The organism is Pelotomaculum propionicicum (assembly GCF_004369225.1).
Lineage (GTDB): Bacteria > Bacillota > Desulfotomaculia > Desulfotomaculales > Pelotomaculaceae > Pelotomaculum_B > Pelotomaculum_B propionicicum.
In genome coordinates this window covers 33,362-45,880 of sequence record NZ_QFFZ01000018.1, presented here as the reverse complement: position 1 = coordinate 45,880, position 12,519 = coordinate 33,362, and the positions used below count along the sequence as shown (strand labels likewise).

At 37.5% G+C, this 12,519-nt stretch carries 12 protein-coding genes; all 12 read left to right on the top strand.

The window, feature by feature from the left end:
• The first annotated feature begins 32 nt into the window (after nt 1-32).
• From Pmgp_RS09660 to Pmgp_RS09605, 12 genes are read left to right on the top strand one after another with little or no spacing between them, the layout of a single operon-like run.
• On the top strand, nt 33-758 hold the full coding sequence (locus Pmgp_RS09660; RefSeq protein ID WP_134213782.1) for a glycosyltransferase family 2 protein: 726 nt from the start codon (nt 33-35) through the stop codon (nt 756-758).
• Complete coding sequence (locus Pmgp_RS09655; RefSeq protein WP_134213781.1) at nt 727-1,851, top strand: glycosyltransferase family 4 protein; 1,125 nt, start codon at nt 727-729, stop codon at nt 1,849-1,851. The genes Pmgp_RS09660 and Pmgp_RS09655 overlap by 32 nt, the downstream gene beginning before the upstream one ends.
• Nucleotides 1,848-2,900 (top strand): GDP-mannose 4,6-dehydratase, encoded by a 1,053-nt coding sequence (gene gmd / locus Pmgp_RS09650; RefSeq protein WP_134213780.1) that lies wholly within the window; start codon nt 1,848-1,850, stop codon nt 2,898-2,900. The genes Pmgp_RS09655 and gmd overlap by 4 nt, the downstream gene beginning before the upstream one ends.
• Nucleotide 2,901: 1 nt before the next feature.
• Entirely contained in the window at nt 2,902-3,303 is a 402-nt protein-coding gene (locus Pmgp_RS09645; RefSeq protein WP_134213779.1) for a cupin domain-containing protein, read from the top strand.
• Between the two features lie 20 nt (nt 3,304-3,323).
• Nucleotides 3,324-4,433, top strand: a complete 1,110-nt coding sequence (locus tag Pmgp_RS09640) for a DegT/DnrJ/EryC1/StrS family aminotransferase (RefSeq protein ID WP_192902871.1) — start codon at nt 3,324-3,326, stop codon at nt 4,431-4,433.
• 2 nt (nt 4,434-4,435) lie between these two features.
• Nucleotides 4,436-5,581, top strand: coding sequence for a glycosyltransferase family 4 protein (locus Pmgp_RS09635; RefSeq protein ID WP_134213777.1), 1,146 nt, complete (start codon nt 4,436-4,438; stop codon nt 5,579-5,581).
• 31 nt (nt 5,582-5,612) lie between these two features.
• Nucleotides 5,613-6,266 (top strand): hypothetical protein, encoded by a 654-nt coding sequence (locus Pmgp_RS09630; protein ID WP_134213776.1) that lies wholly within the window; start codon nt 5,613-5,615, stop codon nt 6,264-6,266.
• A 39-nt stretch (nt 6,267-6,305) separates the two neighbouring features.
• Nucleotides 6,306-6,977, top strand: a complete 672-nt coding sequence (locus tag Pmgp_RS09625) for a hypothetical protein (RefSeq protein WP_134213775.1) — start codon at nt 6,306-6,308, stop codon at nt 6,975-6,977.
• A complete protein-coding gene (locus Pmgp_RS09620; RefSeq protein WP_134213774.1) occupies nt 6,961-8,238 on the top strand; it encodes a polysaccharide deacetylase family protein in 1,278 nt (425 codons plus the stop codon). The genes Pmgp_RS09625 and Pmgp_RS09620 overlap by 17 nt, the downstream gene beginning before the upstream one ends.
• Nucleotides 8,239-8,282: 44 nt before the next feature.
• On the top strand, nt 8,283-9,632 hold the full coding sequence (locus Pmgp_RS09615; protein WP_192902870.1) for a lipopolysaccharide biosynthesis protein: 1,350 nt from the start codon (nt 8,283-8,285) through the stop codon (nt 9,630-9,632).
• 56 nt (nt 9,633-9,688) lie between these two features.
• Nucleotides 9,689-10,717 carry an NAD-dependent epimerase/dehydratase family protein gene (locus tag Pmgp_RS09610; RefSeq protein ID WP_134213772.1) on the top strand — a complete coding sequence of 343 codons (1,029 nt, stop codon included), beginning with the start codon at nt 9,689-9,691 and terminating at the stop codon, nt 10,715-10,717.
• Nucleotides 10,718-10,726: 9 nt separating this feature from the next.
• Nucleotides 10,727-12,493 (top strand): hypothetical protein, encoded by a 1,767-nt coding sequence (locus Pmgp_RS09605; protein WP_134213771.1) that lies wholly within the window; start codon nt 10,727-10,729, stop codon nt 12,491-12,493.
• The last annotated feature ends 26 nt before the right edge of the window (nt 12,494-12,519 follow it).

Here is a 12,519-nt window from a genome sequence, read left to right as displayed (position 1 = left end):
CAAATAGAAGAAATAGGTGAGGGAAGTTCAAATTGAATAATGATAATGTGCTTATCGCTATACCTGCCTACAATGAAGAATTAAATATTGAAAAAGTAGTCTTATCGTCTTTACGATACGGCAGAGTTTTAGTAATAGATGATGGTTCTACCGATAGAACAGCGGCCGTGGCGGAGAGTTGTGGCGCCAATGTGCTTAAACACAATGTAAATAAAGGGAAAGGCATCGCAATAAATACAGCATTTAAATATGCAAGAAGTTCATCTGTTTCAATTCTTGTACTTATTGATGGTGACGGGCAACACGACCCCCATGATATCCCCAGGTTGGTTAAAGTCATATCTGATGGTGCGGATATGGTGGTTGGTTCCCGCTATTTGGGAAATAACCAAAAATCAATTCCTTTTTATCGAATGATAGGTCAGAATATACTTACATACTGTTCTAATTTAGGCTCAGGCATTTATTTAACTGACTCGCAGAATGGTTTTCGGGCCTTCTCAAAACGGGCTATAAAAGTTCTGTCTTTTAATATGAGCGGCTTTTCTGTGGAATCAGAAATGCAATTTCGCGCAAAGGAAAATAAACTAATTGTACGGGAAGTTCCTATCAAAGTCGATTATAGCAGTGAAGTTAAAAGGAGTCCTGTTGTACATGGAGTGTCAGTTCTGATTTCTGTTATTAAAATGTCGCTGAAAAGGAAATTCAAGAAAGAAGTACGGTTTGATGAAAATATTAATGATTCCGTTGGAGTATGAGGATCATCCTAACTCAGATGTAAGGTTGGTGCCGATAATTTCTTTTTTGAAAATGCAAAATGTAGATCTATTAGGTCTGCATTTTATTCACGAAATAGGTTTCGAATCTAGCAATGATTTTTTTACAACAAAAAAAATATTAGGTTTTTTTAATCTTGCGTTATATTTATTAAAAACAATAATTTATGGGCTTAAGCACGGTAATAAGTGCGATATTATTTTCTGTGAACATCTTTATTCTCTGTTACCTGGTTCAGTAATCAAGATGTTTTATAGGAAACCTTTAATTTGGGACAGCCATGGAAATCTACTTTCCGCTTGTAAAGAACTTAATAACTCTAAGTTATATACAGCTATGATCTGGTTTTTTGAAAAATGCCTGGGTTCTTTCCCGGATATGCTGGTGGTACCAACTCTTTTAGATAAAAAACTATATGTGGAACAAGGTTTTAAAGAGGAAAAAGTAAGTGTAATTCCTTTGTGTATTGATCTGAAAAAAATACCTAAAATAAGTGATCGTGCTGAATTAAGGGAAAAATTAGGAATAGAAGGAAATAAGAAAATACTGCTCTTTGGCGGGAAAAGGGTTTATTTGCCAAACAGGGATGCCGCCTTCTGGATCAATAATGTTTTAGCTCCTATTATAGAAAAAGAGCATAATGATGTTGAAATAATTATAACAGGATCGGGAGATTTGCCCGACAAAATACATAGAATTGTTAGATTCGTTGGTTTTGTTCCAAATATACAAGAATATATTTGTGCGGCTGATATCTGCTTAATACCAGTGCATCTTGATAATGGAGTCTCAACAAAATTGTTGGAATACATGGCTTTTAGCCGGCCTGTTATAGCAGATTCTTCACTAATAAGGGCTATGCCGGAAGCTAAAGACATGGTTAATTTGATTGTCGCAGAGAATTTGGAGCAATTTACTGATAGAGTTTTGTGGTCTCTAAATAACTACAAAAAACTTAACGAAATTTCAATTTGTGCTGGTAGGACTATAGAGAAATATTATAATTGGGACCTGGAGTCAAAAAGATGGATGCAATTATTAAGTAAATATACAAAGGAGCGTACATCAGAGTGAAGCGTGCTTTAATTACCGGGATTACTGGTCAGGATGGCGCATATTTAGCTAAATTTTTACTGGAAAAAGGATATAAAGTTTTTGGTATTTACCGCAGGCTGTCAAGTCCCAACTTCTGGAGATTGCAGTACCTTGATGTTTTCGATAAAGTGGACTTAATTACCGCTGATTTGCTTGACTCTTCTTCAATTTTTGAAGCAATCAGAGTTGCCAAGCCAGATGAAATATATCACCTGGCGGCACAAAGCTTTGTTGGCGCATCGTTTGAACAAGCGGTGGGCACCGGAGAGATAACAGGATTGGGAGTTGCCCGCATCTTGGAAGCAATAAGGGTTTTGGATAAAAATATCCGATTTTATCAGGCTTCCACAAGTGAATTATACGGAAATGGAAGTACTGAGCCTCAAAATGAGGAGACTAAATTTAATCCCACCAGCCCTTACGCCAGTGCTAAGCTTTATGGATTCTGGCTGACTAAAATCTATAGAGAAGCATATGGTATTTTTGCGTGTAACGGTATCCTATTTAACCATGAGTCTCCTTTAAGGGGGCTGGAGTTTGTGACAAGAAAAATAACAAATGCGGTCGGCAAGATAGCTTTAGGTTTTGAGAAAGAGTTAGTGCTTGGCAACTTGGAAGCAAAAAGAGATTGGGGCTTCGCGCCGGAGTATGTGGAAAGCATGTGGCTCATGCTGCAGCACAAGCAACCTGACGATTACGTTATAGCAACAAACGAAACCCATACAGTGCGGGAATTAGTTCAGTACAGTTTTGAATTGGCGGATCTGGACTGGAGAGATTACGTGCGGGTTGACGAACGTTTCCTCCGGCCTTTGGACGTAAATTACTTACAAGGAGACTTTAGAAAAGCAGAAAAGGTGCTGGGTTGGACGCCAAAAACCAAATTCCATGACCTGGTTAAAATCATGGTGGAAGAAGAGATTAACCGCTGGAGAAAATGGAGTAGAGGCGAACGGTTCCCATGGGATGCTCAAAATTATCCCAATGAAAACCGGATCCTGTCGCCAGTAGCCTATTTGGAGAGATAAGATGATAAAAGATATCGTAGTTGGGACAAAAATTTATGCCCGAATAATACACCCGGGATACACTCCAAAGGGAGTAAGCTTCTTAACACCTGCAGATAATCCTTTGCAGGTGGGTGTTTTTTTGCATCCATCTGGCTATGAAATAAAACCTCACACACATAAGGAAAGTCTAAAAATCATTAATGTTATTCAAGAAGTTTTACATATTGAGTATGGCTGTGTTGAGGTATGTTTCTATGAGAATGACGGTTTAATCGTGGCCAAAGAAATGCTCTATGAAGGCGATACAATAATTTTACTGTCCGGCGGACATGGTTTTCGAATTGTCAAAGATGCCAAAATTATTGAAATTAAACAGGGCCCTTATCAGGGCAACGAAATGGACAAGGTATATTTTTCTTAAAATGTAGAGAGGTGAATAATATGATACCGGTCTGCAAACCAAGTATAGGCACTGAAGAACTAAAATATGTTACGGATTGTGTAAAAAGCAGTTGGATAGGTTCTATGGGTACCTATATAGAAGAATTTGAAAATGAATTCGCTAAGTTTTGCGGAACAAAATACGCGGTGTCGACAACCAGTGGCACAACCGCGCTGCATTTAGCGTTGGCAAGCCTTGGTATCGGCCCCGGTGATGAGGTTATATTGCCGACGTTTACCATGGCCGCGACACTTTATGCGGTAATTTACACAGGCGCCAAACCAGTGTTAATAGATTCTGAATACAGTACCTTAAACATTGACACCGGACTTATTGAAAGTAAAATAAATCAAAGGACTAAAGCCCTGTTGCCCGTACATATATATGGTCACCCTTGTGATATGGATATACTGGCTGGAATCGCCAGGAAATACCGGCTTTATCTTGTTGAAGATGCGGCGGAAGCTCACGGCGCTGAATACAAGAACAAAAAAGCCGGTTCTTTTGGTGATATTGGCTGTTTCAGCTTTTATGCAAATAAAATTATTACCACTGGTGAAGGCGGCATGATCGTCACAAACAATGAGGAAATTGCCTGCAAGGCGCGTATCCTTAAAAACCTGGGATTCTCACCGGAGAAAAGATTTTATCACGTCGGGTTGGGATACAACTATAGAATGACTAATATTGAGGCTGCTATTGGACTGGCCCAGCTGCAAAAAGCCGATAGGTTTATTTCTACCAGAATAAATAACGCTAATAAATATAATAGCATCCTGAAGGATATTGACGGGATAGAGCTGCCGACGGAAAAGGCGGAGGTTAAAAACGTATATTGGATGTATGGGATTAGGTTGAGCAAAGATTTGCCGCTGACAAAGGATGAAATGATGCAAAAGCTCGCGCAGGCTGGCATTGAGACAAGAAGCTTTTTTATACCTATGCACCTGCAGCCGGCCTTCAAAGAATGGGTCGGTGACGAACAATATCCTGTCGCCGAAGACGGGGCCCAAAGAGGTTTTTACTTGCCTTCAAGTTCTGACCTTACCTCTGAGGAAATTGAATATGTTTGTGATTCAATTTATAAAATCGTTAAGGGTAGTCTATAGACATGAAGTTTGATATAGGTTTCATTACACCTCCTCTGAATAAGGTAAAGGGTGGAAATATACTGCTGAAAAAATTTCTTAATGTCATCGAACCGCTCTCAAATGAACTGCTGGTAATAACAGGAAACTACCCTGAGGACGAATTTTACAGTTCTGCTTCTAAACGTATCATCAATATCAGCAACAATTACAGAAATGGGTCTTTAATACTCAAGTTAACAGGTTATATTTTCTATCAATTGAAAGTGATCCTGGAAATCATCAAATGCCCCAAAAAGATACGCCTGTTTTATATTTTTTTGGACGGCGGTGCGCTGTTACTGCCATCGATAGTACTTAAACTTACAGGTCGCAGAGTTATTAAAGTGGTATCTCATTCAGCGGCTCGTGTTTGTAAAGAACAGATCAGCGGTGTTTGGGGTTTGATTATATACAGAATATTGTGCATGATTGAAAATTTAACATCCATAATTGCAGATAAGATAGTTGTTTATGCGCCACAAATAGTAAAAGATTTTGGTCTAAACAGGTTTGTTGATAAAATTTTCATTGGGCACAGGCACTATATTGATTTTGATAATTTTAAGATTTTGCGTGATTACAATGATAGAGAATTCACTGTAGGATTTATTGGGAGATTTAGCAAAGAAAAGGGGATAGATACTTTCACTGAAGCGGTTGAAAAATTGTTTTTACTGGAACATAATATTAAAGTAATAATAGGAGGATATGGGCAATATTGTAACCTTGTGGAAAGGGTTGCTGCCCAATACCCTGGCATGTTGGAATATTGTGGGAAGGTTAAATATGAAGACATACCTAATATTCTTAATAGAATAAAGCTTCTGGTAATACCTTCTACCACAGAGGGGCTGCCCAATATCATGATCGAAGCTATGGCTTGCGGCACACCTGTTTTAGTTACACCAGTCGGTTCTGTACCGGATTTTATAGTGGATAAAAAAAATGGTTTTATTCTTAACTCTAATTCAGCTCAATCTATAGTAAGCGGCATAAAAGAAATATTTGAAAACCAGGAAAGTTTATCAGTAGTATCTGCAAATGGACATGCATTGATAAAAAGTGATTTTACTTTTGAGGCAGCCGTAGATAGATTTCATAGTTTAATGTTATCTATCTCATCATAATTCAACAGGATACTTTTGGAGTGAGCCATATATGCTTTTATTCGCTTATATAAAAAGAGGGTTTTATATTTTAAGAAATGATGGCATAAAAGATTTTATCAACCAGTTTATTGCTTATATGATATCTTTATTCTATAGGCATAAATTGTATTATTTGTACCAAATAGATTTAGACCAAATAACAGGAGAAAACAATATTATTATTAAAGATTATGAAATTCAGATAATCCAGAATGTAAAAGAATTTAGATCTTTAATTGCAAATAGCTATAATTTTTGTGATATGATATTTGAATATAGATTGAAGAAAGGCGCTATGGCATTTTGCCTGTTCAATAGCAACAAAGAGATTTCCCATGTAACCTGGGTTGCCTTCGATAAAGAGGCTAAAAAGGATATAGATTATTTGCCTTATAATGTGAATTTTAGTGAAGGGGAAGTTTGTTCGGGAGCTGCTTATACTAACCCACTTGACCGTGGTAAAGGTTTGGCAAAATATGTACAGATTATGTTGTTTTCATTTCTAAGAAGTAAAGGGATTAAAAAAGTTTTACTCACAACTGAAGTTGGCAACATGAGTTCCAATAAATCAATAGGATTTTTTAAGCCGACTGTAATCGCTGTATTGAAATATACTAACCTGCTTTACTGGACTAAAGTTAAATATAATGAGTTTTGCTTATAAGGGAAAGTTTTTAAATGGCATCATTGTGGGGAATTTAATGTGTTAATATTTGATTATATCAAAAGAGGTTTTTTTGTTCTAATAAAAGAAGGTCCAATTTCTTTTTTTAGACAGTTTATTAAGTATTTAGGCAATTTTTTTTATGTGCATAAATTATACTATTTATATGAAAAAAAACTGGAAGATGAAACTTATAAAGTTAAAGTCAAGGCTAAAATAAATGAATATGAATTACTTATAATTAAAGAATTAACTAAATATGAATCTTTAGTAGAAAATAAATATATTTTTGATGGCATGATTTTTAAAGAAAGGTTAAAGAAGGGTACCATAGCGTTTTGTTTATTTAATAACAAAGAACTCGCTCATGTCAGCTGGGTGGCCTTTAATGAAGAGGGTAAAAAAGCTATAGATTTTATTCCATACAATGTTAATTTTAAGAATAATGAAGTTTGCACAGGAGCGGCCTTTACCAGTCCGATGCATCGGAGTAAAGGATTACACAGGTATACACGTACCATATTATATCCGTATCTGAGGAACAGGGGGATTGTAAGGGTCTTGTTTACTATTGATATAAACAATATTAGCTCAAGAAAGCCGATGGAGTGTTTTAATCCCACAATTATAGCTGTGTTAGAATATAAAAAAATTCTCTGGTGGAGTTCCACCAAAGAAAGAGAGGTTAATCTATATGAGCCTTCTGTATAACAAAAGAAACTACGTAACATTTCTATTTATTCTTTTATTCACAGCTTTATTATACTCTGGTTGCGGCAATAATAAGCAACCACAGTCACAGGGAAAAGTGAATGCTGATGAGAAATTAATTTCGGAGTGTGAAAATGAAAACGAATGGCGAAATGTTTCTGGAACAACCGAAATAAATAATCAAATATTCAAATCTGGCAGTGGATCTTTGAAGATGATAACACCACCATTAAAGTATAAAGCTGCGGAGATAGCTAAAGACGTTTCATTAGATTTAACCAACAAGTCGATTTCAGTATGGTTTCGTACTGATCCGGTCCAAATACCTCAGGAGATTCAACTCACGTTATATTCCGGTGAAAAGGTTTCGATGAACCGGATATCTGTCAGTAAAAAATTTGGTGAAATATGGTGGCATAAGATTTTTAACAAGTCAGACGCCAAGTATATTAATGGGTTTACTGATAAGGATTATGCCAATATAACAAAAATAGCTATAAGTTTTAAAACCTGGGATGACCAGTCAAAGATTGCCTACCTTGATAAAATTCAAATCTCAGACACTTTGTCTAACAGCGGAATTATTACTTTCAGATTTGATGATGGCAGAGAAACCGATTATACCGTGGCAAAAAAGTACATGGACAAATATGGTTTTAGAGGGTCCAGTTTCATAATAACCAGTTCTGTAGGTAACAAAGGTAAATTAAACGAGAAGCAGATACAGGAAATGTATGAGTCTGGGTGGGATATAGGCTCACACACCAAGTCGCATAATAAACTGTCTGAAATACCTACAGATCAGTTAACTGATGAGCTTGCGGGCAGCCAGAAATATCTCATCGAAAAAGGGTGGACCAAAAGCGCGAAATATTTCGCAGCGCCAAATTCCGACCTTAGTAAAGACGCGTATCAAATGATCTTAAAGTATTATGATATGACAGGTGTGGGTATGAATAGGTGTTTAGAACACACATTAGGTATAGACGGCGGGATAGGCAGTGAAGCTTTCCCTCCGGCATCATTTGCTGAAATTGGCGCTACAGATATCCCTGCCAAGGACGTTATGAAGGAAGCTCTCAAGAAAATACATGAGAACCAGGAATGGAAAGTATATTATTTTCATGAAATCACAGACCCTTCAGCTTTTCAAGCTTTTGTGGACGCGGTAGCCGAGTCTGGGGTTGAGGTCCTTACTTTTTCCCAGGTGTATGAAAAGCTGCGGGCCGCTAATTGCACTGAAGCGCTGGCAAAAGAGTAGATCATTAGTTTATAGAAAGTAACCCGAAAATGGTGGCAGAAAAAATGAGTTTACTTAAACTAAGCATTGAAAAAAGTGAAAAATCAATTGTTATAGCTCCCCGTTTTTTACTTGCTAAAATAGTTAAATTAATGACATCTTCTCTTTATAACAACGCTTTTTATATTATGCTTAACAATATAAGCACATCTCTTTTGGGTTTTGTCTTCTGGAATATTATGACCAGGACCTTTCAACCTGCTGAAATAGGTATAGGATCCGCGTTGTTGGCAGCGTCCGGTTTGTTGGCTTCAGTAGCTAATATGGGCCTTGGAGTTGGTTTGATACGTTTCTTGCCAACTGCCGGGAAAAAAGCTATGAGTATTATAAATGTCTCTTTTACCCTGGCTGGAGTAATAGCCATGTTAGGTTCAATGGTTTATTTGGCTGGTTTGCCTTATTGGGCTCCGGTACTAGCTTTTGTGCGGGATAATTTGTTGATGTCGTCTGCGTTTATCATCTTTACCGGGGTCTCTGTAATCACCATATTGGCTGACCAAACTTTAGTAGCCGGGCGTTTAGCCCGCTATGTTTTTATGAAAAACGCTGTAACATCTATAATCAAAATACCTTTGCCAATATTTGTTTTTTATTATTTGAAGGGCTACGGGATTTTTGCCGGCACTGGAATTGCTTTAATCATTGGGATGTTATTGGCGTGGTTCTGGTTTATACCCACTGTTTATGAAGGATACGTGCCCAGACCGGCCTGGTCTTTTGAAATCATAAAAAAAATACTTCCATTTAGTTTCGTGAATAATCTGGTTACGTTATTCAATAACTCAACCGGTTTTATCTACCAGTTGATGGCTCTCAATTTTCTTGGTTCTGAGAGTAATGCTTATCTGTATATAGCCTGGATGATGACTACAGTGTTAACCATAATACCGGCTGGTTTAGCTCAATCGCTTTTCGCCGAAGGTTCCCACAACCCCGGGAAGATTAAGCGGGACGGCAGAAATGCTCTGTTTTTCGCTTTATTTCTATCCATCCCCGCTTCAGTTTTAATGATATTACTCGGTGGTTGGTTATTGAAATTCTTTGGTTCCGAATATGCGCAAAACGGTACCGGTATAATTCGTTTCCTTGCTTTGGCTGTAATTCCCAGATGTGTCACAGCATTCTATTTAACCACAAATCAGATAAAACACCGCCTGGACTTGATCTTAATCCAAACTGGCACGTTGTTTTTTATTGCCATAGGTCTAGGTTACTGGCTGATGAAAGAAATTGGCTTAACTGGATTAGGGGTGGCTTACACAACAGCTAACCTGATCGTAGCTGTCGCAGTGATAGCGCCGCTTTGGAAAGAGCTTGGCCACAAGGCTGAAGTTGAGGCGGAGAGTTCGCATTGAGGTCAATTAATAAATAATGCGAGAAGGATCTTGCTGCTTAGTGAGGTGTATAGAAATTGAATTCTTTTGAAAAAATTAAACAAGATTTATTAGCTAACCCTAGAGTATGGCTGGTCACCGGAGTCGCGGGTTTTATTGGCTCCGGCTTGCTGGAGCAATTGCTTAGGCTGAACCAAAGAGTCGTGGGGCTGGATAATTTTTCAACAGGTTATCATTGTAATATTGATTCTGTTTTAAACTCTGTCAGCACGGAACAGGCCAAGCGATTTGATTTTGTAAAAGGTGATATACGTGATTTACCCACATGCAGTTTTTGTTGTAAAGATGTTGACATTATACTGCATCAGGCTGCATTGGGATCGGTGCCGCGTTCTCTGGCGAACCCGGTTGCCACTAACCAAAGTAATGTTGATGGTTTTCTGAACATGCTGGTTGCGGCAAGAGACGCTGGGGTAGACAGGTTCGTTTACGCATCTTCAAGTTCAGTATATGGTGATCAAATTGACTTGCCGAAGAAAGAAGATATCATCGGCAAACCTTTATCTCCTTATGCTTTGACCAAATATGTATGTGAATTGTACGCTGCCGTATTTTCAAGATGTTATGGATTGCAGTGTATCGGTTTGCGTTATTTTAATGTTTTTGGCCGCAGGCAAGACCCGGAGGGGGCATATGCGGCTGTTATTCCCAAATGGTTTGCCAGCATTTTGCGGGGAGAGCCTGTTTACATCAATGGTGACGGAGAGACCAGCAGGGATTTTTGTTATATTGACAATGTGGTGCAGGCCAACCTTTTGGCAGGGTGTGTCACCGCCGAAGAAGCGGTTGGACAGGTTTATAATATTGCTTTTGGGGAACGGACAACCTTAAATGAGTTGTATGATTTGATCCATGCCAGGATCCTCGAACTAAAACCAAACCTGACCGCAGCCAGGCCTTATTACAGGGATTTCCGACCGGGTGACGTGCGGCACTCTCTGGCGGATATAAGTAAGGCAGGCGTTCTTTTAGGATATGTTCCAACACATTCAGTAAAAGACGGTCTGATAGAAGCAGCGCTATGGTATGTCAATAATCTGAAATGAGGAGATTAATTGGGAAGAAAAGCACCCTTAATATTGTATTTAATTTCAATCTTAGGCCTTTTCTGTTTGATATATAACCTGTTTACATTAAAATATTGTGTTACGGCAGGTTATCTTGTAAACATATACAATCAACTGCCTCAAACATTCTGGGTTATCCTGGTAATAACGTTTTTTCTTGGTGCCATACTCGTTTTATGCAATAATTACCCCACCTTTAGGATAATTGGGGCTTTTATACTATTATTGAATTATTTTATTTTTTTGATGATTCCTTATGAACTGGGGTATTTCTCTTTTAATTATGCTGATGACTTAACTTATTTAGGTGAAGTATATGACATAAAACGAACAGGTCACTTTAATCCAGATGATTTTTATCCTGCTACGCATATTTTCTATGCCCAGGTATCATGTTTGTTGGATATTATGCCTAATATACTTTCTTTTACCATGCCAGCCTTTTTTTCATTTACTTTTATAGGCGGAACGGCCATATTCTCAAAACTTTTTATTAAAGAAAAAGTAGTTATCTATCTATTATTGCCTGTTTGCTTGATATACTATTTGCGGTATATGCACTTTTCAATAGCCCCACATTACAGTTATTATACGTTAATGCCTTTATTTTTATTTCTCTTATATAAATACTCATTGGAAGAGAAAAATGTTCCGAGCTGGAATTTAACTATATTACCTTTCATTCTTAGCATTCCACTGGGACATCCATTTATAACGATATTTGCAGCTTGTATTCTATTCATCCCCATACTAATAAAGCGTTTTTTGAGATTAAAGCTTAACTCGACCGGCAGTTTTCTAGCTATTTTATTAGTTACCACTTTAACCTGGCTCACTAACTGTTATTTTTTGCTTCATTTTTTTGGGAAGAGCTTTAATGCTTTTGTTGAGCGTATTATCCAACCTGTAGCTTTGAAGGGAGTTTCATACATAGCCAAAGCCAATCAAGTAGTAACACCTGCAGAATTATGTAGAACAATTGTACTTTTATACGGACGTTATTTATTTCCCTTCATTGTTATAGCTATAGCATTGATTATAATTCTGCTTGACAGAAAGAAAAAAATACCATTTAATAGAGAATATAAATTTCTGGTAATATTTTTTGTAGCCTTGGGTATCATAGATGGTTTTTTTATATTTAATCCCGTATTTACCCATACTATTCAAAGAGTAACCACACTTAATTATTTTACTTATATAATGATACCCCTCCTGGCACTTTCACTGTACACAATATTCTTAAGAAAACTGTCTGGTGCAAGAATTCTTGCAACTGCTGTCGTACTGGCAATAATCCAGGGCATAAGCTTAACCGGGGCGCTTCCCTCTCCGCGAACCCATGAGACCAATTTTGGTGTGCCGTATGAAGAGGTTACAGCTATGCAGTGGTTGTTTGATGAAAAAGGGAATGATCCGGTTTTGTCGGTTCTTGACCCGCAAATAGCTTCCAGGTTTTGTGATCTTTTTTACGGCTGGTCAGAGAAGAATCAGAGGAAAGACATAAACCGGTACCACTACATAGTGCCTGACCATTTCGGCTATAATGACGATGAGAATGAGCATTATAAATATAAGGGACAATATGTTATTACACTTTATCAGATTAAAAGGATATATACTGACGTATATAGATTTTCAAAAAACCAGGATGTTTTAATGAGATTCACGGCGGAAGATTATGATAGATTTAACAATGACCCTAATGTAAATAAAATATTCGACAATAGAATTATTGAGGTAAGCAAATCTTAAACTCTAAAAGTGATTCTTAACTGCAG

Bases quoted from the DNA above. Each gene is read 5' to 3' on its own strand.
- Pmgp_RS09655 (WP_134213781.1), top strand. From the start codon at position 727: ATGAAAATATTAATGATTCCGTTGGAGTATGAGGATCATCCTAACTCA.
- Pmgp_RS09645 (WP_134213779.1), top strand. From the start codon at position 2,902: ATGATAAAAGATATCGTAGTTGGGACAAAAATTTATGCCCGAATAATA.
- Pmgp_RS09640 (WP_192902871.1), top strand. From the start codon at position 3,324: ATGATACCGGTCTGCAAACCAAGTATAGGCACTGAAGAACTAAAATAT.
- Pmgp_RS09635 (WP_134213777.1), top strand. From the start codon at position 4,436: ATGAAGTTTGATATAGGTTTCATTACACCTCCTCTGAATAAGGTAAAG.
- Pmgp_RS09630 (WP_134213776.1), top strand. From the start codon at position 5,613: ATGCTTTTATTCGCTTATATAAAAAGAGGGTTTTATATTTTAAGAAAT.
- Pmgp_RS09620 (WP_134213774.1), top strand. From the start codon at position 6,961: ATGAGCCTTCTGTATAACAAAAGAAACTACGTAACATTTCTATTTATT.
- Pmgp_RS09615 (WP_192902870.1), top strand. From the start codon at position 8,283: ATGAGTTTACTTAAACTAAGCATTGAAAAAAGTGAAAAATCAATTGTT.